Annotated in this window: 24 protein-coding genes and 5 tRNA genes; 23 read left to right on the top strand and 6 right to left on the bottom strand. The window is 71.4% G+C overall.

The features are described 5' to 3' along the window. The first annotated feature begins 296 nt into the window (after positions 1–296). The 9 genes from ACZ3IG_RS22655 (at position 297) to ACZ3IG_RS22615 (ending at position 4,220) form a co-directional block, all read left to right on the top strand. A complete protein-coding gene (locus ACZ3IG_RS22655; RefSeq protein WP_309032541.1) occupies positions 297–485 on the top strand; it encodes a hypothetical protein in 189 nt (62 codons plus the stop codon). Positions 486–588: 103 nt separating this feature from the next. Further along, a complete protein-coding gene (locus ACZ3IG_RS22650) occupies positions 589–1,374 on the top strand; it encodes a fumarylacetoacetate hydrolase family protein (protein WP_467434253.1) in 786 nt (261 codons plus the stop codon). Further along, the gene (gene gltX, locus ACZ3IG_RS22645; protein WP_467434252.1) at positions 1,367–2,851 is read left to right on the top strand and encodes a glutamate--tRNA ligase; all 1,485 of its coding nucleotides are present in this window, start codon (positions 1,367–1,369) and stop codon (positions 2,849–2,851) included. Before ACZ3IG_RS22650 ends, gltX begins: the two co-directional genes overlap by 8 nt. Positions 2,852–2,931: 80 nt before the next feature. Then, positions 2,932–3,666, top strand: a complete 735-nt coding sequence (locus ACZ3IG_RS22640; RefSeq protein ID WP_467434250.1) for an HAD family hydrolase — start codon at positions 2,932–2,934, stop codon at positions 3,664–3,666. Between the two features lie 93 nt (positions 3,667–3,759). Further along, positions 3,760–3,831, top strand: a tRNA-Gln gene (locus tag ACZ3IG_RS22635). 21 nt (positions 3,832–3,852) lie between these two features. Further along, a tRNA-Glu gene (locus tag ACZ3IG_RS22630) sits at positions 3,853–3,925 on the top strand. A gap of 29 nt (positions 3,926–3,954) precedes the next feature. Then, positions 3,955–4,027 (top strand) — tRNA-Glu (locus ACZ3IG_RS22625). 20 nt (positions 4,028–4,047) lie between these two features. Further along, positions 4,048–4,119: transfer RNA gene (locus tag ACZ3IG_RS22620), tRNA-Gln, on the top strand. A gap of 28 nt (positions 4,120–4,147) precedes the next feature. After that, positions 4,148–4,220 (top strand) — tRNA-Glu (locus tag ACZ3IG_RS22615). A 198-nt stretch (positions 4,221–4,418) separates the two neighbouring features. Here the strand turns inward: ACZ3IG_RS22615 and ndgR are convergent. Next, positions 4,419–5,135: an IclR family transcriptional regulator NdgR gene (gene ndgR, locus ACZ3IG_RS22610; protein WP_215170018.1), complete on the bottom strand. Its 717-nt coding sequence runs from the start codon at positions 5,133–5,135 to the stop codon at positions 4,419–4,421. A gap of 195 nt (positions 5,136–5,330) precedes the next feature. Here ndgR and leuC point away from each other — a divergent pair, with 195 nt between their 5' ends. The 4 genes from leuC to ACZ3IG_RS22590 all read left to right on the top strand — a co-directional run bounded on the left by leuC (position 5,331) and on the right by ACZ3IG_RS22590 (position 8,627). Continuing rightward, a complete protein-coding gene (gene leuC / locus ACZ3IG_RS22605; RefSeq protein WP_215170020.1) occupies positions 5,331–6,761 on the top strand; it encodes a 3-isopropylmalate dehydratase large subunit in 1,431 nt (476 codons plus the stop codon). A 6-nt stretch (positions 6,762–6,767) separates the two neighbouring features. After that, positions 6,768–7,361 (top strand): 3-isopropylmalate dehydratase small subunit, encoded by a 594-nt coding sequence (leuD, locus tag ACZ3IG_RS22600; RefSeq protein WP_467434249.1) that lies wholly within the window; start codon positions 6,768–6,770, stop codon positions 7,359–7,361. A 254-nt stretch (positions 7,362–7,615) separates the two neighbouring features. Beyond that, positions 7,616–7,846, top strand: coding sequence for an SCO5555 family protein (locus ACZ3IG_RS22595; RefSeq protein ID WP_215170024.1), 231 nt, complete (start codon positions 7,616–7,618; stop codon positions 7,844–7,846). Positions 7,847–7,982: 136 nt separating this feature from the next. Then, entirely contained in the window at positions 7,983–8,627 is a 645-nt protein-coding gene (locus ACZ3IG_RS22590; protein ID WP_467434247.1) for an HU family DNA-binding protein, read from the top strand. Positions 8,628–8,710: 83 nt separating this feature from the next. Here ACZ3IG_RS22590 and ACZ3IG_RS22585 read toward each other — a convergent pair whose 3' ends face one another. Together ACZ3IG_RS22585 and cofC are read right to left on the bottom strand one after the other, a co-directional pair. Then, positions 8,711–8,923, bottom strand: coding sequence for a hypothetical protein (locus ACZ3IG_RS22585; protein ID WP_467434246.1), 213 nt, complete (start codon positions 8,921–8,923; stop codon positions 8,711–8,713). 9 nt (positions 8,924–8,932) lie between these two features. Beyond that, entirely contained in the window at positions 8,933–9,571 is a 639-nt protein-coding gene (gene cofC / locus ACZ3IG_RS22580; protein WP_467434245.1) for a 2-phospho-L-lactate guanylyltransferase, read from the bottom strand. A 154-nt stretch (positions 9,572–9,725) separates the two neighbouring features. Between cofC and ACZ3IG_RS22575 the strand changes: the two genes are divergently transcribed. The 3 genes from ACZ3IG_RS22575 to ACZ3IG_RS22565 all read left to right on the top strand — a co-directional run bounded on the left by ACZ3IG_RS22575 (position 9,726) and on the right by ACZ3IG_RS22565 (position 12,755). Then, complete coding sequence (locus tag ACZ3IG_RS22575; RefSeq protein ID WP_467434243.1) at positions 9,726–10,520, top strand: lysophospholipid acyltransferase family protein; 795 nt, start codon at positions 9,726–9,728, stop codon at positions 10,518–10,520. Continuing rightward, the gene (locus ACZ3IG_RS22570) at positions 10,517–11,527 is read left to right on the top strand and encodes an NAD(P)H-dependent glycerol-3-phosphate dehydrogenase (RefSeq protein ID WP_467434242.1); all 1,011 of its coding nucleotides are present in this window, start codon (positions 10,517–10,519) and stop codon (positions 11,525–11,527) included. Before ACZ3IG_RS22575 ends, ACZ3IG_RS22570 begins: the two co-directional genes overlap by 4 nt. Positions 11,528–11,597: 70 nt before the next feature. After that, positions 11,598–12,755 carry a D-alanine--D-alanine ligase family protein gene (locus ACZ3IG_RS22565; protein WP_467434241.1) on the top strand — a complete coding sequence of 386 codons (1,158 nt, stop codon included), beginning with the start codon at positions 11,598–11,600 and terminating at the stop codon, positions 12,753–12,755. A gap of 12 nt (positions 12,756–12,767) precedes the next feature. Here ACZ3IG_RS22565 and ACZ3IG_RS22560 read toward each other — a convergent pair whose 3' ends face one another. Together ACZ3IG_RS22560 and ACZ3IG_RS22555 are read right to left on the bottom strand one after the other, a co-directional pair. Continuing rightward, a complete protein-coding gene (locus tag ACZ3IG_RS22560) occupies positions 12,768–13,268 on the bottom strand; it encodes a DUF3515 domain-containing protein (RefSeq protein WP_467434240.1) in 501 nt (166 codons plus the stop codon). A 20-nt stretch (positions 13,269–13,288) separates the two neighbouring features. Continuing rightward, positions 13,289–13,522: an Lrp/AsnC family transcriptional regulator gene (locus tag ACZ3IG_RS22555; protein ID WP_215164562.1), complete on the bottom strand. Its 234-nt coding sequence runs from the start codon at positions 13,520–13,522 to the stop codon at positions 13,289–13,291. Positions 13,523–13,830: 308 nt separating this feature from the next. Here ACZ3IG_RS22555 and ACZ3IG_RS22550 point away from each other — a divergent pair, with 308 nt between their 5' ends. Next, positions 13,831–14,799 (top strand): thiamine-phosphate kinase, encoded by a 969-nt coding sequence (locus tag ACZ3IG_RS22550; protein ID WP_467434238.1) that lies wholly within the window; start codon positions 13,831–13,833, stop codon positions 14,797–14,799. Then, positions 14,796–15,602 carry a bifunctional hydroxymethylpyrimidine kinase/phosphomethylpyrimidine kinase gene (gene thiD, locus ACZ3IG_RS22545; RefSeq protein WP_467434237.1) on the top strand — a complete coding sequence of 269 codons (807 nt, stop codon included), beginning with the start codon at positions 14,796–14,798 and terminating at the stop codon, positions 15,600–15,602. The genes ACZ3IG_RS22550 and thiD overlap by 4 nt, the downstream gene beginning before the upstream one ends. Positions 15,603–15,682: 80 nt before the next feature. Here thiD and rpmB read toward each other — a convergent pair whose 3' ends face one another. Continuing rightward, positions 15,683–15,868: a 50S ribosomal protein L28 gene (gene rpmB, locus ACZ3IG_RS22540; RefSeq protein ID WP_003993230.1), complete on the bottom strand. Its 186-nt coding sequence runs from the start codon at positions 15,866–15,868 to the stop codon at positions 15,683–15,685. A 301-nt stretch (positions 15,869–16,169) separates the two neighbouring features. Between rpmB and ACZ3IG_RS22535 the strand changes: the two genes are divergently transcribed. From ACZ3IG_RS22535 to ACZ3IG_RS22515, 5 genes are all read left to right on the top strand, one after another. Continuing rightward, positions 16,170–17,876 carry a DAK2 domain-containing protein gene (locus ACZ3IG_RS22535; protein ID WP_467434235.1) on the top strand — a complete coding sequence of 569 codons (1,707 nt, stop codon included), beginning with the start codon at positions 16,170–16,172 and terminating at the stop codon, positions 17,874–17,876. A gap of 49 nt (positions 17,877–17,925) precedes the next feature. Next, entirely contained in the window at positions 17,926–20,127 is a 2,202-nt protein-coding gene (recG, locus tag ACZ3IG_RS22530) for an ATP-dependent DNA helicase RecG (RefSeq protein ID WP_467434234.1), read from the top strand. A gap of 71 nt (positions 20,128–20,198) precedes the next feature. Then, positions 20,199–20,819, top strand: coding sequence for a 16S rRNA (guanine(966)-N(2))-methyltransferase RsmD (rsmD, locus tag ACZ3IG_RS22525; protein WP_467434371.1), 621 nt, complete (start codon positions 20,199–20,201; stop codon positions 20,817–20,819). Positions 20,820–20,845: 26 nt separating this feature from the next. Beyond that, positions 20,846–21,325 carry a pantetheine-phosphate adenylyltransferase gene (coaD, locus tag ACZ3IG_RS22520; protein ID WP_215164573.1) on the top strand — a complete coding sequence of 160 codons (480 nt, stop codon included), beginning with the start codon at positions 20,846–20,848 and terminating at the stop codon, positions 21,323–21,325. A gap of 87 nt (positions 21,326–21,412) precedes the next feature. Next, positions 21,413–22,546 carry an ATP synthase F0 subunit B gene (locus ACZ3IG_RS22515; protein WP_467434233.1) on the top strand — a complete coding sequence of 378 codons (1,134 nt, stop codon included), beginning with the start codon at positions 21,413–21,415 and terminating at the stop codon, positions 22,544–22,546. Positions 22,547–22,573: the final 27 nt, after the last annotated feature.

The raw sequence follows: 22,573 nt of genomic DNA, 5'->3' as shown, positions 1-22,573 counted from the left end.
ATGGCCACGAGTCATCGGTCCCCGGCGGGTGTCCCAGTCGCCATGATCAGGAGCGGAATGGCCGCTTCAGGGAGGCAATGTCCGTTTCTTGCCGGGAGGGTGGGGGTCTGCTTTGACCGCTTTGCCCCTTGCTGAGTGAGCAAACTCACACGGGCGCCATGAGTCCTTCACCTCTTCGGTGGGGAATCGCGTGTTTAGCCTGGCGCTTTACAGAGAAGGCAAATCCGACAACCCGCGCCCGTGCGAGGCCCTTCCGGGCCGGCCCGGCGCCCGCACCCCATGAGGCTCGTACCACCGTGAAGACGACGATGATGTTCCACAAGATCGCCAATCCGCGCCGCACGACGCTGGTCCACCTGAAGGACGCCGGCGAACTGCGGGCCCCGGAGCAGCCGGAGCACGCCGTCGAGCTCCCCACCCAGACCGCCAACCCCCGGCGCACCATCCTCATGGAGATTCCCGCCTCGGCCACCCCGGCCGAGTAGCACACCCGGCCCGAGCGGCGGTGATGCGCGAGGCACCCGCCCCTTGCCGCGTTAGCCTGGAGCGTCAGACTCCAGCCGCATCAGTCAAGGGGCCAAGCAACCCGTGCGCATCGCCAGGTTCTCCATCGACGGGAACGTCGCCTTCGGCGCGGTCGAGGGCGACCAGCCGGACCAGCTCGTCCTCGACATCATCAAGGGCATCCCGTTCGCGGACTTCGAGCTCTCCGGCACGAAGGTCCCGCTGAGCAAGGTCCGGCTGCTGCCGCCGGTGCTCCCCAACAAGGTCGTCGCCTTCGGCCGCAACTACGCCGAGCACGCCCGGGAGCTGGGCAACGAAGTGCCCGACGCCCCGTTCGCCTTCTTCAAGCCGTCCACCTCGGTCACCGGCCCCGGCGACGACATCCAGTACCCCTCCTTCTCGCGGGAACTGCACCACGAGGCCGAGCTGGCCGTGGTCATCGGCCGCATGTGCCGCGAGGTCCCGCGCGAGCGCGTCGCCGACGTCATCCTCGGCTACACCTGTGCCAACGACGTCACCGCCCGCGACGTCCAGCGCCGCGAGAAGCAGTGGGCCCGCGCCAAGGGCTTCGACACCTCCTGCCCGCTCGGCCCCTGGGTGGAGACGGACATCGACCTCGCCCGCGCCGCCGACCTGACGATCCAGCTCACCGTCAACGGGCAGCAGCGCCAGCTCGGCCGCACCAGCGAGATGATCCACTCCATCGAGGACCTGGTCGTCAACGTCACCGAGGCGATGACCCTGCTCCCCGGCGACGTGATCCTCACCGGCACCCCGGCCGGGGTCGGCCCCCTCAACGTCGGCGACGAGGTCGCCGTCACCATCGAAGGCATCGGCACTCTCACCAACAAGGTTGTCAAGCGTGGCTAGCGCAGCGTCGTCCCCCGTACGCGTCCGTTTCTGTCCCTCGCCCACCGGTAACCCCCACGTGGGCCTGGTCCGCACCGCCCTGTTCAACTGGGCCTTCGCGCGCCACCACCAGGGCACGCTGGTCTTCCGCATCGAGGACACCGACGCGGCCCGCGACAGCGAGGAGTCCTACCACCAGCTCCTGGACTCCATGCGCTGGCTCGGCTTCGACTGGGACGAGGGTCCCGAGGTCGGCGGCCCGCACGCCCCGTACCGCCAGTCGCAGCGCATGGACATCTACCGCGACGTCGCCCAGAAGCTCCTGGACGCCGGCCACGCCTACCGCTGCTACTGCTCCCAGGAGGAGCTGGACACCCGCCGCGAGGCCGCCCGCGCCGCCGGCAGGCCCTCCGGCTACGACGGCCACTGCCGCGAGCTGACCGCCGCGCGGGTCGAGGAGTACGAGGCCCAGGGCCGCACGCCGATCGTCCGCTTCCGGATGCCCGACGAGGCGATCACCTTCACCGACCTGGTCCGCGGCGAGATCACCTACCTGCCGGAGAACGTCCCGGACTACGGCATCGTCCGCGCCAACGGCGCCCCGCTGTACACCCTGGTCAACCCGGTCGACGACGCCCTGATGGAGATCACCCACGTCCTGCGCGGCGAGGACCTGCTCTCCTCCACCCCCCGCCAGATCGCCCTCTACAAGGCGCTGATCGAGCTGGGCGTCGCCAAGGAGATCCCCGCCTTCGGCCACCTCCCGTACGTGATGGGCGAGGGCAACAAGAAGCTCTCCAAGCGCGACCCGCAGTCCTCCCTGAACCTCTACCGCGAGCGCGGCTTCCTCCCCGAGGGCCTGCTCAACTACCTCTCCCTGCTCGGCTGGTCCCTCTCCGCCGACCAGGACATCTTCACCGTCGACGAGATGGTCGCCGCCTTCGACGTCACGGACGTCAACCCCAACCCGGCCCGCTTCGACCTCAAGAAGTGCGAGGCCATCAACGGCGACCACATCCGCATGCTGGAGGCGAAGGACTTCGCCGAGCGCTGCCGCCCGTGGCTGAAGCCGCCCTTCGCCCCCTGGGCGCCGGAGGACTTCGACGAGACCAAGTGGCAGGCGATCGCCCCGCACGCGCAGACCCGCCTGAAGGTCCTCTCCGAGATCACCGACAACGTCGACTTCCTGTTCCTGCCGGAGCCGGTCTTCGACGAGGCGAGCTGGACCAAGGCGATGAAGGAGGGCTCCGACGCCCTGCTGCGCACCGCCCGCGAGAAGCTGGACGCGGCGGACTGGAGCTCCCCGGAGTCCCTCAAGGAGGCCGTCCTGGCCGCCGGCGAGGCCCACGGCCTCAAGCTCGGCAAGGCCCAGGCGCCGGTCCGCGTCGCCGTCACCGGCCGCACGGTCGGCCTGCCGCTCTTCGAGTCCCTGGAGGTCCTGGGCAAGGAGAAGGCGCTGACCAGGATCGACGCGGCGCTGGCGCGGCTCGCCGCCTGACGCCCGTACGCCTGACAGGGGCGGCAGACCGTGCCGGCACGGTCTGCCGCCCCTCGCCGTACCCCGGTACCGTCGGGAACATGACGATCGAAGCCGTGGTCTGGGACGTCGACGACACCCTCTTCGACTACACCTCCGCGGACCGCGAGGGCATGCGCGCCCACCTCGTGGCCGAGCAACTGCTCGACCGGTACGGGAGCGCCGAGGAGGCCCTGACCCAGTGGCGGGCGGTCACCGACGCCCAGTGGGCCCGGTTCGCGGCCGGCGAGGTCGACTTCGTCACCCAGCGGCGCGACCGCACCCGGGTCTTCCTGGACCGCCCGGAGCTGACCGACACCGAGGCCGACGACTGGTTCGACCGCTATGTGGCGCACTACGAGGCCGCCTGGGCCCTCTTCCCGGACGTCCTGCCCGTCCTCGACGCCCTCGCCGCCAGTCACCGGCACGCCGTGCTCTCCAACTCCAGCCTCACCGTCCAGGACCGCAAACTGCGCGTCCTCGGCGTCCACGACCGCTTCGAGGCCATCCTGTGCGCCGCCGAGCTGGGCGTCTCCAAGCCCGACCCCGGCGCCTTCCTGGCCGCCTGCGAGGCGCTCTCCCTCGCCCCGCACCAGGTCGCCTACGTCGGCGACCACCCGGAGATCGACGGCCGGGGCGCCGCCGACGCCGGGCTGCTGTCGGTCTGGCTCGACCGGGGCGGCGTGTACGCGACCGTCGACCCGCCCGTCGGCCCGCGCCGCATCGCGTCCCTCGCGGAACTCCCCTCGCTCCTCGGTGGGGATACTCGTTTTGGAGCCCCGTCCACCTTCGGGTAATGTTCTTCCTGCGCCGCCGGGGAGCGGGCCGAAAGGCCGGAACCGAAAGCGCGAAACTAGAACAAGATCCCCAGTACGGGGCTTGCGTTCCAGTGGCCTATGGTGTAATTGGCAGCACGACTGATTCTGGTTCAGTTAGTCTTGGTTCGAGTCCAGGTAGGCCAGCTCGCAGAGCTCATCTGCAAAGCCCCCGTTGTGTAGCGGCCTAGCACGCTGCCCTCTCAAGGCAGTAGCGCCGGTTCGAATCCGGTCGGGGGTACGGTGATCCACTTCATGGTGATCGCTAGGGCCCCCGTTGTGTAGCGGCCTAGCACGCCGCCCTCTCAAGGCGGTAGCGCCGGTTCGAATCCGGTCGGGGGTACTGTCTGGTCTAAACCACATTGGTCTATGGTGTAATTGGCAGCACGACTGATTCTGGTTCAGTTAGTCTTGGTTCGAGTCCAGGTAGACCAGCTCGGACCTGCGGAAACGCAGGATCCACGCCCCCGTTGTGTAGCGGCCTAGCACGCCGCCCTCTCAAGGCGGTAGCGCCGGTTCGAATCCGGTCGGGGGTACGGGACGACGGCTCTCCGCCTTCGCGGCAACGCGTGAGGTGGGGGGCCATTTCCGTATGTCGCGGGTGCGGGTTCGTCGTGGTTGCTCGCGCCCGGGCGGCGCAGCCGCATATGTCACAGCCCCGCGCCCCTTGCGGGCGCTCCACTGAACGGACATCGAGGTCGGCCGCGGCGTTGGGACCGACCCTCGTGTCGTCGTCAGCTGGAGCGGCGCAGTGCCTCCGACAGGCGGCCGGCGGCGTCGATGACGGCCTGGGCGTGCATCCGGCCCGGGTGGCGGCTGAGGCGCTCGATGGGACCGGAGACGGAGACGGCGGCCACCACGCGGTTGGACGGGCCGCGCACCGGCGCGGACACCGAGGCGACACCCGGCTCGCGCTCGCCGATGGACTGGGCCCAGCCCCGGCGCCGTACGCCGGACAGGGCCGTCGCCGTGAAGCGGGCGCCCTGCAGGCCGCGGTGCAGCCGCTCGGGCTCCTCCCAGGCCATCAGGATCTGGGCGGACGAACCGGCCTTCATCGTGAGCGTGGACCCGACCGGCACCGTGTCCCGCAGGCCGGACAGCCGCTCCGCCGCGGCGACGCAGATCCGCATGTCGCCCTGGCGGCGGTAGAGCTGGGCGCTCTCGCCCGTCACGTCACGGAGGTGGGTGAGCACCGGGCCCGCCGTGGCGAGCAGCCGGTCCTCGCCGGCCGCGGCGGCCAGCTCCGACAGGCGCGGGCCGAGGATGAAGCGGCCCTGCATGTCGCGCGCCACCATACGGTGGTGCTCCAGCGCCACGGCCAGGCGGTGGGCCGTGGGTCGTGCCAGTCCGGTCGCACCGACCAAACCCGCGAGGGTGGCCGGACCGGACTCCAGAGCGCTCAGGACGAGGGCCGCCTTGTCCAGAACGCCGACGCCGCTACTGTTGTCCATGCAACGATACTCGCGTCTCACTCTGTGAAACGCAAGTTCAATTTTCCGTGGAACGCGCCACTCTGGAAGGCACCAAGTCACAACGGCCCGTGACGTAAGGGCCTGGTGGCGGCAGCCCGGAAACCGGGGCGCGGGCGCCGCTTCCTCAAGATCTCTAGTTGGGCCGGCGAGCCGTTGCCGGCCGGAGGGAAAGCGATGGGTAGGACACTCGCGGAGAAGGTCTGGGACGACCACGTCGTCCGGCGCGCAGAGGGCGAGCCCGACCTCCTCTTCATCGATCTGCACCTGCTGCACGAGGTGACCAGCCCACAGGCCTTCGACGGCCTCCGCAAGAGCGGCCGCGGTGTGCGGCGGCTCGACCTGACCATCGCCACCGAGGACCACAACACCCCGACCCTCGACATCGACAAGCCGATCGCCGACCCGGTCTCCCGGGTCCAGCTGGAGACGCTGCGCAAGAACTGCGCGGACTTCGGCGTCCGGCTGCACCCGCTGGGCGACGTCGAGCAGGGCGTCGTGCACGTCGTCGGCCCGCAGCTGGGCCTGACCCAGCCCGGCACCACGGTGGTCTGCGGCGACTCGCACACCTCGACGCACGGTGCCTTCGGCGCGCTGGCCTTCGGCATCGGCACCTCCCAGGTGGAGCACGTGCTGGCCACCCAGACGCTGCCGATGGTCCGCCCGAAGACCATGGCGATCACGGTCAACGGCGAGCTGCCCGACGGCGTCACCGCCAAGGACCTGATCCTCGCGATCATCGCGAAGATCGGCACCGGTGGCGGCCAGGGCTACGTCCTGGAGTACCGCGGGGAGGCCGTCGAGAAGCTCTCGATGGAAGCCCGCATGACCATCTGCAACATGTCGATCGAAGCCGGCGCCCGCGCGGGCATGATCGCCCCCGACGAGACCACCTTCGCCTACCTCAAGGGCCGCCCGCACGCCCCCGAGGGCGCGGACTGGGACGCGGCGGTCGAGTACTGGAAGACGCTGCGCACCGACGACGATGCCGAGTTCGACGCCGAGGTGGTCATCGAGGCCGCCGAGCTGTCGCCGTTCGTCACCTGGGGCACCAACCCCGGCCAGGGCGCGCCGCTTTCGGCCGTCGTCCCCGACCCGGCTTCGTACGAAGACGCTTCGGAGCGCTTCGCCGCCGAAAAGGCCCTGGAGTACATGGGGTTGGAGGCCGGGCAGCCGCTGCGGTCCATCAAGGTGGACACCGTCTTCGTAGGTTCCTGCACCAACGGCCGCATCGAGGACCTGCGCGCCGCCGCCGAGATCGTCAAGGGTCGCAAAGTCGCCGACGGCGTACGGATGCTGGTCGTCCCGGGCTCCGCGCGGGTCGGTCTGCAGGCCGTCTCCGAGGGCCTGGACGCGGTCTTCAAGGAGGCCGGCGCCGAATGGCGGCACGCGGGCTGCTCGATGTGCCTGGGCATGAACCCCGACCAGCTCGCCCCCGGTGAGCGCTCCGCCTCCACCTCCAACCGCAACTTCGAGGGCCGGCAGGGCAAGGGCGGGCGTACCCACCTGGTGTCCCCGCAGGTCGCCGCCGCGACCGCCGTCACGGGGCACCTCGCCTCCCCGGCCGACCTCGCCGCCGCCGACGCCCTCACGCCCGCTGGAGTCTGATCAGCCATGGAAGCATTCACCACGCACACCGGCCGGGCCGTCCCGCTGCGCCGCAGCAACGTGGACACCGACCAGATCATCCCCGCGCACTGGCTCAAGAAGGTGACCCGGGACGGGTTCGAGGACGGACTGTTCGAGGCCTGGCGCAAGGACGGGACCTTCGTCCTCAACCAGCCCGAGCGGCAGGGCGCGACCGTGCTGGTCGCCGGCCCCGACTTCGGTACCGGCTCCTCCCGCGAGCACGCGGTGTGGGCGCTGCAGAACTACGGCTTCAAGGCCGTGATCTCCTCCCGATTCGCCGACATCTTCCGCGGCAACTCGCTGAAGAACGGCCTGCTCACCGTGGTCCTCGACCAGAAGACCGTGGACGCGCTGTGGGAGCTGACGGAGAACGACCCGCAGGCCGAGGTCACGGTCGACCTGGAGGCCCGCGAGGTGCGCGCCGAGGGCATTACCGCCGCCTTCGAGCTGGACGAGAACTCCCGCTGGCGGCTGCTGAACGGGCTGGACGACATCTCCATCACGCTCCAGAACGAGCAGGACATCGCCGCGTACGAGGCGAAGCGCCCGTCGTTCAAGCCGCGGACGGTCCAGGTCTGACCCGGCGGCCGTAACAAGGTCGACTTTCGGCCACCCGCAGACACCCCCGTACCCCCGATCGGACCGATCGGGGGTACGGCCGTGTCGGGGCCCGGACGGTGTCCGGCGAGGCGGCAACGTCCCACGTTACGCAGGTGGTTGACGGGGTACGTGAGTCATCGGGCGGCCTCCTCGGCGGTGGCCCGAGAGGCCCTGTGGGGCGGCAGTTGCCCCCTGCGCAGGCGACAACTCGCCCCAGATGGCACAATCTGTGCATGGAACACGACGGCCAACTCCAGCTGTATGCGGCGGTCGCGTCCCGGCTCAAGGAAGCGCACACAAGAGTGCGCGCACTGCAAGTCCCGGAGGGCGTACGGATGGCGCTGACCCGGAAGCTGCTGGTCATTACGGCCGCGGCCAAACACGATCCCGCCGGTGCGGCAAGGCGTCTGGAGCGGTTCACGGAGGATCTCGACGAAGGTCGGTTCTCCGACGGGCAACGCTGAACAGGCCGGGACAGCCGAGTCCGTTGCGGCACAAGGGTGATTAGCCCGTTTCGTGTTTGATTTGCGGTATATATCTGCCTAACGTGCGAAAAAGCTTGAACATTCTCGTTCTGGCGAGGTCTCCGAAGGGGAAGACGTGAACAAGGCGCAGCTCGTAGAAGCGATTGCCGACAAGATGGGGGGGCGGCAGCAGGCCGCCGACGCCGTCGACGCGGTTCTGGACGCCATCGTCCGCGCGGTGGTCGCGGGGGACCGGGTCTCGGTCACCGGATTCGGTTCCTTCGAGAAGGTCGACCGCCCGGCACGCTACGCCCGTAACCCTCAGACGGGCGAGCGGGTTCGGGTCAAGAAGACCTCCGTTCCGCGCTTCCGCGCCGGTCAGGGCTTCAAGGACCTGGTCAGCGGCTCGAAGAAGCTCCCGAAGAACGACATCGCGGTCAAGAAGGCGCCCAAGGGCAGCCTCTCCGGCCCGCCGCCCACCATCTCCAAGGCCGCGGGCAAGAAGGCCGCCGCCAAGAAGACGACGGCCGCGGGGAAGAAGGCCGCCGCGAAGAAGACCACGGGCGCCGCGAAGAAGACGGCCACCACGGCGAAGAAGGCGGCCACCACGGCGAAGACCGCCGCCAAGAAGGCCCCCGCGAAGAAGTCGGCCGGCACCACGGCGAAGAAGGCCACCGCGCAGACGGCCCCGGCGAAGAAGGCCACGGCCAAGAAGGCGCCGGCCAAGAAGTCGACCGCGCGCAAGACCACCGCCAAGAAGGCCACCGCACGCAAGAAGTAACGGGCGGCGGCACCCAGGGGCACTCACGCGCCGGGCCGGACTCCCTCGGGAGTCCGGCCCGCGGCCTGTCCGGGAGGCGTCGCTCAGAGCGTCTGCAGCGTGATCAGCGTGATCCGCAGATCCTCGCCCGGCTCCCGCGACCCCTCGGTCTCGATCCGCACCCGCTGCCCGGGCCGCAGCAGCCTCAGGCCGCCCGCGTCGAACGCCGCCGCGTCGAACGGCACCGGAGTGCCGTCGTCCAGCAGCACCTGCCCGCTGCGGCTGTCGGGGTCGTACGTGTAAGCGGTCGCCTGCATGACGGCAGCCTACTGCTCGGCGATCAGCAGCCGCGCCACGGCCGCGGCCGTCCGCGGCCCCACCCCCAGCGCCAGCGCGGCGCGCAGATCCTCGCCGGTGTCGACGTCCTGCCGTACGGAAGCCACCGCGTCGAGTCCGAGTTCCACCGCGCCCGACGCGCGGTGTCCGCGGCGGGAATCCGGGCCGAAGAACGGGTCCAGTTCGCTGCCCGGGGCGGCGGCCAGCAGCGTCGTGCCGATCGCGGCCGCATCCGGCAGAAAAGAACGCGGGAATTGTGCCGCCGCATTCAGCACCCGGGTCAATTCGGCCGGCCGTAGTGCCGGGAGATCGGCGTTCAGCGCCGCCACGGGAGTTCCGGGGCGCGTGGCCCGTACGGCCGCCGCGCCGTGGGCCAGGGCCGCGTTCAGGCCGCCGCCGGGCTCGTCGGCGACGACGCCGGCGCCGAGCGCGGCCAGCTCCCGACCCGCCCGGGAATCGTCCGTGACGACTGCCACATCCGCCACCGCCGGGCAGGACAGCGCCGCCGCCACGGTGTCCAGGGCGAACGCCAGCGCCAGGTCCGGCCGTACCGCGTCGTCCGCCGTGTCCGACAGCCTGCTCTTGGCCCGGGCCAAGGGCTTCACGGGCACGACCAAGGTCCACTGCACAGGCGATCCGTCCCTCTCTTGTCGCGCTCATTGTCACCCGGGGGCAGTGGTCACCGGGTGGTCGGGGCGTACCGTGTCCTCGACAGACCGGTGGCCCGGGGCGACACTTGTGCGGCTCCCCCGCCCCGCCCAGGCCCTAGAGGAAGGTGTCCGCGTGCCCCGCCGCAGAATCGGCTTCTGGTACCGCTTGGCCGCGGTGATCTGCAAACCGCCGCTGGTGATACTGCTCAAGCGGGACTGGCGGGGAATGGAGAACATTCCGGCCGAGGGTGGATTCATCACCGCCGTGAATCACAATTCCCACATCGATCCTCTCGGATACGCGCACTATCAGTACAACACCGGCCGCCTTCCCCGTTTCCTGGCCAAGAGCGGGCTTTTCAAGGAGGGGTTCGTCGGCGCCGCGATGCGCGGCACCGGGCAGATTCCCGTCTACCGGGAGAGCACGGACGCGCTCAGCGCCTTCCGGGCCGCGATCGACGCCGTGGAACGCGGCGAGTGCGTCGCCTTCTACCCCGAGGGCACGCTCACCCGCGACCCCGACGGCTGGCCCATGACCGGCAAGACCGGCGCCGCGCGCGTCGCCCTGCAGACCAGGTGCCCGGTCATCCCGGTCGCCCAGTGGGGCTGCAACGAACTGCTGCCGCCGTACGCCAGGAAGCCGCGCCTGCTGCCCCGCAAGACCCACCACGTGCTGGCCGGCCCGCCCGTCGACCTCTCCCGGTTCTACGGCCAGGAGATGACGGCGGAGGTGCTGAAGGAGGCCACCGAGGTCATCATGGCCGCCGTCACCCGCCAGCTGGAGGAGATCCGCGGCGAGAAGGCGCCCGAGACGCCCTACGACCCGCGCCGCGAGCGGATCGAACAGCGGCGCCGCACCCAGGCGCAGACGCGGGGGCGCGCACAGGCACAGACGCACGGCAAACAGGCAGAAGGGCAGGGCACGTGAGCAAGCCCGTCAAGGCGGCCGTCTTCGGCACCGGGTCGTGGGGCACCGCGTTCGCCGTGATCCTCGCCGACGCGGGGTGCGAGGTCACCCTGTGGGCCCGGCGCCCGCAGCTCGTCGACGCCGTCAACTCCACCCGGACCAACCCGGACTACCTGCCGGGCGTGGAGCTCCCCGAGAACGTCCGGGCCACCACCGACGCCGCCGAGGCCGCGGCCGGGGCCGACTTCACCGTTCTGGCGATCCCCTCCCAGACGGCGCGCGAGAACCTCGCGAAGTGGCGCCCGCTGCTCGCCCCGGACACCGTCCTGGTCTCCCTGATGAAGGGCGTCGAACTCGGCTCCGCGATGCGGATGAGCGAGGTCGTCGAGGACGTCGCCGAGATGGGCGCCGACCGCGTCGCCGTGGTCACCGGCCCCAACCTGGCCCGGGAGATCGCCGCCAGGATGCCGGCCGCCGCCGTCGTCGCCTGCACCGACGAGGCCGTCGCCCGGCGGCTCCAGGCCGCCTGCCACACCCCGTACTTCCGCCCGTACACCAACACCGACGTCATCGGCTGCGAACTCGGCGGCGCGGTGAAGAACGTCATCGGGCTCGCCGTCGGCATCGCGGACGGCATGGGCCTCGGCGACAACGCCAAGGGCTCGCTCATCACCCGGGGCCTGGCCGAGACCACCCGGCTCGGCGTCGCGCTCGGCGCCGACCCGCTGACCTTTTCCGGACTCGCGGGCCTGGGCGACCTGGTGGCGACCTGCTCCTCGCCGCTGTCCCGGAACCACACCTTCGGCACCAACCTCGGCAAGGGCATGACCCTGGAGGAGACCATCGCGGTCACCCAGCAGACCGCCGAGGGCGTCAAGTCCTGCGAGTCGGTGCTGGATCTGGCCCGGCGGCACGACATCGACATGCCGATCACCGAGACGGTCTTCGAGATCGTGCACGAGGGCAAGCCCCCGGTGGTCGCCGTCAAGGAGCTGATGTCGCGCAGCGCGAAGCCCGAGCGACGCTGAGCCACCCTCGCTCGTTTGCGCGGGGCGGACGCTGTGACGCGGCCCGGGGGACGGGTACTCTCGACGCGATATGAGCACCGAGAACCTCCCCCAGAGCCCCGAGCAGCCGTCTCGCAAGCCGCGGGTCGCCGTCGTGTTCGGCGGGCGCAGCTCCGAACACGGGATCTCCGTGGTCACTGCCGGCGCCGTCCTGGCCGCCATCGACCGGACCAAGTACGAGGTCCTGCCGATCGGCATCACGACGGACGGCCGCTGGGCCCTCACCGCCGACGCACCCGAACGCATGGCGATCACCGAGCGGCGTACGCCGACGGTGGAGCAGCTGGCCGACCCGGCCGAGGGCGCGGTGGTGCTCTCCGTGGACCCGGCCAGCCGGGAGGTCGTCTACAGCGAGCCGGGCTCGGTGCCCAAGGCGCTCGGCGAGGTCGATGTCGTCTTCCCCGTCCTGCACGGCCCCTACGGGGAGGACGGCACGCTGCAGGGCCTGCTGGAGCTGTCGGGGGTGCCGTACGTCGGCTCGGGGGTGCTCGCCTCGGCGGTCGGCCAGGACAAGGACTACATGAAGCGGGTGTTCGCCTCCTTCGGGCTCAAGGTCGGCCCGTACGTGGTGATCCGGCCCCGTGAGTGGGAGCGGGACGCCTCCGCGGCCCGCGAGAAGATCGTCGACTTCGCCGGTGAGCACGGCTGGCCGCTGTTCGTGAAGCCCGCGCGCGCGGGCTCGTCGATCGGCATCACCAAGGTGGACGGCCCCGACGGGCTCGACGAGGCGATCGCCGAGGCCCGCCGCCACGACCCGAAGATCCTCGTCGAGGCGGCGCTGACCGGCCGCGAGATCGAGTGCGGGGTGCTGGAGTTCGAGGACGGCCCGCGGGCCTCCGTACCCGCCGAGATCCCGCCCCCGAGCGCGCACGCGTACTACGACTTCGAGGCCAAGTACCTCGACTCCACGCCCGGACTGGTGCCCGCGCCGCTCACCGACGAGGAGACCGCGGAGGTCCGGCGGCTGGCGGTGGAGGCGTTCGAGGCGGCGTCCTGCGAGGGGCTGGTGCGCGCCGACTTCTTCCTCACCGACGACGGCGAGTTCGTGATCAACGAGATCAACACGCTGCCCGGCTTCACGCCCATCTCGATGTACCCGCAGATGTGGCAGGCCAGCGGGGTGAGCTACCCGGAGCTGGTCGACCGGCTGGTGCAGGCCGCGCTCAACCGGCCCACGGGACTGCGCTGAAGCAGCGTGCCGCTACAGGGCGATCCCTTCGGGGATCGCCTTCTTCACGGCCGGGGCCAGGTCGATCAGCACGCTGGAACTGTCCCGGCCTTCCGGCACGGTGACCTCGACGTACGCCTCCCGGTTGGCGGTGGTGAACCGGTACGACCCGTCGTCCTGCCTCTCCATCAGCCAGTCGACGCCGTTCACCCCGCCGGCCACCGCGTCCGCGTCCCCGCCCTCGGCCACCTTCGGGTCGACCATCTTCGGCGGCCGGGTGACACCACAGCGCAGTATGATCAGCGGGTTTCCCCAGCCCGCCGTGAGCTTGGAGGCGGGCTCGGGATCCTTGCGGCTCTGGCCGTCCACCTTCGACGGCACGGCCTCGTCCAGGTCCTCGCAGAGCGGGACGACCTTCGCGTCCGGGCTGGGCACCGCCGCCGAAGCGCCGCCGTCCGTCGCGGAGCAGCCCGCGACGGCGGTCAGCAGGACGAGCAGGGGCGGACCGAGCAGCCGGTGACGGAAGGAGTTCACCGGCACAGGGTAGACGGGTACTAGAGATGGACGACCGGGCAGGTCAGGGTGCGGGTGATGCCGTCCACTTGCTGGACCTTGGCGACCACCATGCGGCCGAGGTCGTCGACCGTGTCGGCCTGGGCGCGCACGATGACGTCGTAGGGTCCGGTCACGTCCTCGGCCTGGATCACCCCCGGCAGCTTGGCGATCGTCTCGGCGACGGCCGACGCCTTGCCGACCTCGGTCTGGATCAGGATGTACGCCTGTACCACGGAACCTCCAGGGCGGCCACGAGGATCATGTGGGGAAAAGGAACGCCACGGTATCGCGTCGTCCCGCGCCACGGGGAGACCTGCGGAGCAGGGGTCTCGCGCGCCGGTACACACGCCGGGACGCGCGCCGGGGCACGGATGGGGAGGTGCACCGCGACACCTACGGGGACGCGCGCCGGGACCCCGTGGACGTCACCCGGTACACCACCCTGATACATCACCTTGGTACACCAGCCTTGGTGCACGACCTTGGTACACACAGACGACGCGCGACCGGGTACGGACCGGGACGGAAGGGGAGCAGGACCATGAAGGGCACTGTTGGTGAGCTCGGGGAGTTCGGGCTCATCAGGGAGCTCACCTCCCGTCTCACCACCACCCCGGCGGTCCGGATCGGCCCCGGCGACGACGCCGCGGTGGTCGCCGCGCCCGACCGGCGGGTGGTGGCCACCACCGACATACTCGTGGAGGGCCGGCACTTCCGCCGTGACTGGTCCACCGCCTACGACGTCGGCCGCAAGGCCGCCGCCCAGAACCTGGCCGACATCGCGGCGATGGGCGCCGTGCCGACCGCGCTGCTGCTCGGCCTGGTCGTCCCCGCCGAATGTCCCGTGACCTGGCCGACCGAGCTGATGGACGGGCTGCGCGACGAGTGCCAGGTCGCCGGTGCCGCCGTGGTCGGCGGCGACGTGGTGCGCGGCGACACCATCACCGTGTCCATCACCGCCCTCGGCGACCTGCGCGGCCAGGAACCGGTGACCCGGGCCGGCGCCCGCCCCGGCGACCTGGTCGCGGTGACCGGCTGGCTCGGCTGGTCCGCCGCCGGGTTCGCCGTGCTCTCCCGGGGTTTCCGTTCCCCGCGCGCCTTCGTCGAGGCCCACCGGCGCCCGGAGCCGCCGTACCACGCCGGGCCGACCGCCGCCGGGCTCGGCGCGACCGCCATGTGCGACGTCAGCGACGGGCTGATCGCGGATCTGGGGCACATCGCGGAGGCGAGCAAGGTCAGGATCGACATCCGCTCCGGGCAGATCGACATCCCGTCCCAGATGAACGACATCGGCCAGGCCGTCGGCGTCGACCCGATGCAGTGGGTGCTGACCGGGGGAGAGGACCACGCGATCGTGGCCACCTTCGGGCCGGAGGTGAAGCTGCCCGCCCGCTGGAAGGTCATCGGCGAGGTCCTGCACCCCTCGGCGCTGCCCCAGGTGACCGTCGACGGGGCGCCCTGGGCCAGCGCCGGCGGCTGGGACCACTTCGGAGGGGAGATCGAGGGATGAACGCGCCCCCGAGGGTCTTGACGGTGGCCGGCTCCGACTCCGGCGGCGGCGCCGGCGTCCAGGCCGACCTGAAGACGATGCTCGCGCTCGGCACCCACGGGATGAGCGTGATCACGGCGGTGACCGCGCAGAACTCCCTGGGCGTGCAGGGCGCCTGGGAACTGCCCGTCGAGGCGGTCAGGGCGCAGTACCGCAGCGTCGTCGACGACATCGGCGTCCAGGCGGTCAAGACCGGCATGCTCGCCTCGGCGCCGCTGGTCGAGACGGTCGCCGAGCTGATCGCGGCGACGGACGCGCCCGCGGTGATCGACCCGGTCGGCGTCTCCAAGCACGGGGACGCGCTGCTGGCCGCCTCGGCCCTGGACTCCGTACGCACCAAGCTGCTGCCGGTCGCCACCGTCGCCACCCCGAACCTGGACGAGGTGGCGCAGCTCACCGGGGTCCGGGTGGAGTCGGAGGACGGGATGCGGCGGGCCGCTGCGGCCCTGCTCGCGTACGGACCGCGCTGGGCGCTGATCAAGGGCGGTCATCTGCCCGGGGACCCCGTCGACCTGCTCACCGACGGTACGGAGGAGCACTGGCTGCGGGCTCCGCGCCACGACAACCGGCACACCCACGGCACGGGCTGCACCCTGGCCTCGGCGATCGCGTCACAGCTGGCGCACGGCCGCTCCGTGCCGGAGGCGGTGGCGGCGGCCAAGGAGTACGTCACCGGGGCGATCGCGGCCGGGTTCGCGCTGGGCGGCGGGATCGGGCCGGTGCATCACGGGTGGGCACTGTGTGAGGACTGGGAAATCCGGTAGCACGGCAAGAAGCCGGCCCACCCTGAGGTGGACCGGCTTGATGCAGCGGACCGACAGTGGCCGCGCGCTGTTGCTGAGCGTCAGCGCGAGACCTTGCCGGCCTTGATGCACGAGGTGCAAGCGTTCACGCGCTTCGGCGTCCCGCCCACCACGGTACGAACACGCTGGATGTTGGGGTTCCAGCGGCGGGACGTACGGCGGTGCGAGTGCGAGATGTTGTTGCCGAAGCCCGGCCCCTTGCCGCAGACGTCGCAGTTGGCAGCCACGGGTCACTCCAAAGACTTCAGATGCACTTACGGTTGATCCCGGCATGCCGGAATCGAGGTCTCGGGCTCTTGCGAGCGACCGTGATCTGAGTGGCGGTGCCAGGGGGAATGGCCCGATCGGGATCGGGCAACCGGAGCAGCATACAACGACTGCGTCCGTACAACGAAACTACCATGCCTGATCAGGCTCCTGTCGCGGCCCTGTTCCGGCCCTGTTCCGGCGGACGCCGCCCCGGGGTCTACGCTGCGTGCCACGTCCAGGCCCCGGGTCCAGGTGATCCAGCAGTTCAGGGAGGCGCAGGTGGCGCAGGTGCCGCAGAGGTTCTTCGACGCTCTGGCGGTGCGCACCTGGTGCGGTCTGGCGCTGAGCGCGCTGGGGCGGGCGCGCGAGGAGATCGACGCGATCAACGTCTACCCGGTCGCCGACGGGGACACCGGCACCAACCTGTACCTGACGGTGGAGTCGGCCGCGGCGGCGGTGGAGGCGGTGTTCTCGGGGCACGAGGCGGGGGACACCGGGACCGGCCGGGGGCCCTCGCTGGCGGAGGCCGCGCGGGCGATGGCGCACGGCGCGCTGATCGGCGCGCGGGGCAACTCCGGGACGATCCTGGCGCAGCTGCTGCGCGGCATGGCGCAGGTGCTCGCGGAGCGGGGCGAGGGGGCGCGTGCCGACGAGACGTGGAACGAGGGGGCGCGCACCGAGGCGTCCGAGCTGCGCCGCGCGCTGCGCCGCGCGGCCGACTCCGCCCGGCAGGCCGTCGCCCACCCCGTCGAGGGCACCGTTCTGACCGTCGCCTCGGCCGCCGCCGACGCGGCGGACCGCGCGCGGGGCGGGTGCGACGCGGTGGCCCGGGCGGCCTACGAGGGTGCCCGGACGGCGCTGGCCGCGACCCCGGGGCAACTGCCCGCCCTGGAGCGCGCCGGAGTGGTCGACGCGGGCGGGCACGGACTGGTGACGGTGCTCGCGGCGCTGGTGGAGACGCTCACGGGGCAGGCGCCCTCGGCGGTACGGGCGCCCCACGCGCGCGTGCCGGAACCGGAGGACGGAACGGCGGCCGACGGGGAGTGCCCGCCTGGCCAGGGCGGCCCCGCCTTCGAGGTGATCTACCTCCTGGAGGCCGGGGACGCGGCCGTGGCGCGGCTGCGGCAGCGGCTGGACGCCCTCGGGGACTCCCTGGTCGTGGTCGGCGGCGACGGTCTGTGGAACGTCCACGTGCACGTCGACGACGCGGGCGCCGCCGTGGAGGCGGGCGTCGAGGCGGGCCGGCCGTACCGCATCCGGATCACCCACTTCGGGCAGGGCGACGTCCACACCACCGGGGGCGGTCGCCCGCCCCGGGAGCGGGCCCAGCGGGCCGTGGTGGCGGTGGTGCCCGGCGAGGGGCTGGCCGGGCTCTACACGGAGGCCGGGGCACGGGCCGTGCTGGCGCGTCCGGGGGAGCCGCCCGCCGGCGCCGAGCTGGCCGAGGCCGTCCGCCGGGCGCACGCGCGCGAGGTGGTCCTGCTGCCGAACGACGCCGAACTGCGGCACACCGCCGCCGCGGCCGCCGACCAGGCCCGGGCGGAGGGTGTCCGGGTCGCCCTCATCCCGACCCGCTCCGCGGTCCAGGGCATCGCCGCGCTCGCCGTGCACGAACCAGGCCGGCGGTTCGACGAGGACGTCGTGGCGATGACCTCGGCGGCCGGCGCGACCCGGTACGCCGAGGTGGCCGTCGCCGAACGCCAGTCGTGGACCACGGCCGGCATCTGCCAGGCCGGGGACGTCCTCGGCCTGATCGACGGCGACGTGGCGGTGATCGGCTCGGACGTGACCGCCACCGCGACGACCGTGCTCGACCGGATGCTGGCGGCCGGCGGCGAACTGGTCACCCTCGTCCTCGGCGACGACGCCCCCGAGGACGTCGCCGGCCACCTGGAGACGCGGGTCAGGGAGGCGTACCTCGCGGTGGACACGGTGGTCTACCGGGGCGGGCGGCAGGGATCGCTGCTGCTCATCGGCGTGGAGTAGCAGAGTATCCGGGCGGGCTGGGCGGACGTTGTCAGTGCCGTGGTGTGCAATGGATCTCGTGCCCGCACTGCGAGAACCCCTGAAGAAGGTGCTCGGCCCCGCCACCGCGAAGGTGATGGCCGAGCACCTCGGCCTGCACACCGTCGGTGACCTGCTCCACCACTACCCGCGCAGATACGAGGAGCGCGGGCAGCTCACCCACCTCGCCGACCTCCCCATGGACGAGCACGTCACGGTGGTCGCCCAGGTCGCCGACGCCCGCCTGCACACGTTCGCGTCGTCCAAGGCCCCGCGCGGCAAGGGACAGCGCCTCGAAGTGACCATCACCGACGGCAGCGGCCGGCTCACGCTGGTCTTCTTCGGCAACGGCGTCCACAAACCCCACAAGGACCTGCTGCCGGGCACCCGCGCGATGTTCTCCGGCAAGGTCTCCGTCTTCAACCGCCGACTGCAACTGGCCCATCCGGCCTACGAGTTGCTGCGCGGCGACACCGACGAGACGGTGGAGAGCTGGGCCGGAGCCCTCATCCCGCTCTACCCCGCCACCGCCAAGCTGGAGTCCTGGAAGCTCGCCAAGGCGATCCAGACGGTGCTGCCCGCGGCCCAGGAGGCCCTCGACCCGCTCCCCGCGTCCCTGCGCGAGGGACGCGGCCTGGTCTCCCTCCCCGAGGCCCTGCTGAAGATCCACCGTCCGCACAACCAGGCCGACATCGCCGCCGCCCGCGCCCGCCTGAAGTGGGACGAGGCGTTCGTCCTCCAGGTCGCCCTGGCCCGCCGCCGGCACGCCGAGACCCAGCTCCCCGCCGTCCCCCGCGAACCCAGGCCCGACGGCCTGCTGACCGCCTTCGACGACCGCCTCCCCTTCACCCTCACCGAGGGGCAGCGCAAGGTCTCCGCCGAGATCTTCACCGACCTCGCCACGGACCACCCGATGCACCGGCTGCTCCAGGGAGAGGTCGGCAGCGGCAAGACGCTGGTCGCCCTGCGCGCCATGCTCGCCGTCGTCGACGCCGGGGGACAGGCCGCGATGCTCGCGCCCACCGAAGTGCTGGCCCAGCAGCACCACCGGTCGGTCGTCGAGATGATGGGCGAGCTGGCCGAGGGGGGCATGCTCGGCGGCTCCGAGCACGCCACCAAGGTCGTCCTGCTCACCGGCTCGATGGGCACCGCCGCCCGCCGCCAGGCCATGCTCGACCTGGCCACCGGCGAGGCCGGCATCGTGATCGGCACCCACGCGCTGATCGAGGACAAGGTCCAGTTCCACGACCTCGGCCTGGTCGTCGTCGACGAGCAGCACCGCTTCGGCGTCGAGCAGCGCGACGCCCTGCGCGGCAAGGGCAAGCAGCCGCCCCACCTGCTGGTGATGACCGCCACGCCCATCCCGCGCACGGTCGCCATGACCGTCTTCGGCGACCTGGAGACCTCCGTCCTGGACCAGCTCCCGGCCGGCCGCTCCCCGATCGCCAGCCATGTCGTCCCCGCCGCCGACAAACCGCACTTCCTGGCGCGCGCCTGGGAACGCGTGCGCGAGGAGGTGGAGAACGGCCACCAGGCGTACGTGGTCTGCCCGAGGATCGGCGACGAGGAGGAGACGCCCAAGAAGAAGGGCGGCCCCCCGCAGGACGACGGGGACAAGCGCCCCCCGCTCGCTGTCCTGGACGTCGCCGACCAGCTCGCCAAGGGCCCGCTGAGCGGCCTCAACGTTGAGGTCCTGCACGGCCGTATGCAGCCCGACGACAAGGACGCCGTCATGCGCCGCTACGCCGCGGGCGAGACCGACGTCCTGGTCGCCACCACCGTCATCGAGGTCGGCGTCAACGTCCCCAACGCCACCGTCATGGTGATCATGGACGCGGACCGCTTCGGCGTCTCCCAGCTGCACCAGCTGCGCGGCCGGGTGGGCCGCGGCTCGGCCCCCGGCCTGTGCCTGCTGGTCACCGAGATGCCCGAGGCCAGCGCCGCCCGCCAGCGGCTGAACGCCGTCGCCGACACCCTGGACGGCTTCGAACTCTCCCGCATCGACCTCGAACAGCGCCGCGAGGGCGACGTCCTGGGCCAGGCCCAGTCCGGGGCCCGTACGTCCCTCAGGGTGCTGGCCGTCATCGAGGACGAGGAGATCATCGCGGAGGCGAGACAGGAGGCGGCGACGGTGGTGGCGGCCGACCCGGAGCTGACCGGGTTGCCCGGCCTGCGAACGGCCCTGGACGCCCTCTTGGACGACGAGAGGGAGCAGTACTTGGAAAAGGGCTGAGTGAGGTTGCCCCAGGGGCGCGAGGCCGTATTCGACATGCGGCTACCGCCGCGTGAGCGCGACCAGCCACACTGAAACCGAAAGCCGCTCACCACCAAGGACCACACATGACCCGCGTGATCGCCGGAGAAGCCGGCGGACGCCGCCTGGCCGTCCCGCCGGGGACCGGCACCCGCCCCACCTCCGACCGAGCCCGCGAGGGCCTCTTCTCCACCTGGCAGGCCCTCCTCGGCGGCCCCCTGGACGGCGAACGCGTCCTCGACCTGTACGCCGGCTCCGGCGCCGTCGGCCTGGAAGCCCTCTCCAGGGGCGCCGGCCACGTCCTCCTCGTGGAGGCCGACGCACGAGCCGTCCGCACCGTCCGGGAGAACGTGAGGACGCTCGGCCTGCCGGGCGCCGAGGTCCGCGCGGGCAAGGCCCAGCAGATCGTCCAGACCCCGCCGGACGACCCGTACGACCTGGTCTTTCTCGATCCGCCGTACGCCGTCTCCGACGACGATCTTCGGGAGATCCTGCTCACACTCCGCGCCCAGGGCTGGCTCGCGGACGACGCCCTCGTCACCGTGGAGCGCAGCACCAGGGGCGGGGAGTTCCGCTGGCCGAAGGGGTTCGACGCGATCCGGGCCCGTCGCTACGGCGAGGGAACGTTTTGGTACGGTCGCGCCGCCTCCACGTGCGAAGACGCACGATGACCGGACTCGAGAGCGAGGGATCTCAAGTGCGCCGCGCCGTCTGTCCCGGGTCGTTCGACCCGATCACCAACGGACATCTGGACATCATCGCCCGGGCCTCCCGGCTGTACGACGAGGTCTACGTCGCCGTGATGATCAACCAGTCCAAGAAGGGCCTCTTCGAGATCGAGGAGCGGATCGACCTCATCGGCCGGGTGACCGCCGAGTACGGCAACGTCCGCGTCGAGTCCTTCCACGGCCTCCTCGTCGACTTCTGCAAGGAGCGCGAGATCCCGGCCATCGTCAAGGGCCTGCGCGCGGTCAGCGACTTCGACTACGAACTCCAGATGGCCCAGATGAACAACGGGCTCTCGGGCGTGGAGACCCTCTTCATGCCCACCAACCCCACCTACAGCTTCCTGTCCTCCTCGCTGGTCAAGGAGGTCGCGACCTGGGGCGGCGACGTCTCCCACCTGGTACCCCCGCTGGTCCACGAGGCCCTCGCCGAACGGCTGCGCAAGGACTGACCCCGGGGCGGTGTCCGGCGCCCGCCCCGGAGCCGTACAGTCGTCCCGTCCGTCTCCAACACAGCTGTAGAGAGTGGCGAGCACACGGTGGACGTGCAGAAGAAGCTGGACGAGATCGTCTCGACGGTCTCCGGCGCCCGATCCATGCCCATGTCGGCCTCCTGCGTGGTCAACCGCGCCGACCTGCTCTCCCTGCTGGAAGAGGTACGGGCCGCGCTGCCCGGCTCCCTCGCCCAGGCCCAGGAGCTGATCGGCGACCGCGAGCAACTGGTGGAGCAGGCCCGCCAGGAGGCCGAGCGCATCATCGAGAGCGCGCACGCCGAGCGCGGCTCCCTGATCTCCGACATGGAGGTCGTCCGCCGTTCCCAGGCCGAGGCCGACCGCATCCTCACCGAGGCCCGCCGCGAGGCCGAGGAGATCCGCGCCGAGGCCGACGACTACGTCGACTCCAAGCTCGCCAACTTCGAGGTCGTCCTCACCAAGACGCTCGGCTCGGTCGGCCGGGGCCGCGAAAAACTCCTCGGCACCGGTCCGGGCGTCGACGAGAACGGCTACGAGGACGAGGACACCCCCGAGCGCAGCCACGACCCGGAGACCCTGCGCCGCGACGCCGACGCCTACGTCGACGTCAAGCTGGGCGCCTTCGAGGCGGTGCTGGCCAAGACCCTGGAGGCCGTCGGCCGCGGCCGGCAGAAGCTGCACGGCCGGATCGCCACCGACGACCTCGGCGCCCTCGCCGACGACACCACCACCCGCCAGCACTCCAGCGACGCCGACTACCTCGCCGACCTGGCCGCCCTCGCAGACAGCGACGCCGCCGCCGAGCAGACCCGGCAGCAGGAGTACACCGAGCAGCAGCAGCAACAGCAGCCGGTGGCGGCGGCGCAGGCGGCCCCGGCCGACCAGACCGCGTACGGCTACGCCCAGCAGCAGCCCGACCCGTACGGCGGCTACCCGCAGCAGCCCTACGCCGGCCAGCAGGACGCGTACGGCTACCAGCAGGCCGATCCCTACGCGTACCAGGGCTACGACGCCCAGCAGCAGGGCTACGACCCGCAGCAGGCCGCCTACGACCCCCAGCAGCCCGCGTACGACGCGCAGCAGCCCGGCTATGCCCAGCCCCAGCAGCCGGCCCAGGCCCTCGACGAGACCAGCCTCTTCGACACCAGCATGATCAGCGCGGAGCAGTTGAGGGCCTACGAGCAGGGCCGGGGACTGTAGCCCTCCGGGGCTCCGTCCACAGCTCCG

This window comes from Streptomyces sp. NPDC016677, from assembly GCF_055562815.1.
The sequence above is the reverse complement of the archived record's forward strand: the minus strand, read 5'-3'. Positions and strand labels throughout refer to the sequence as shown.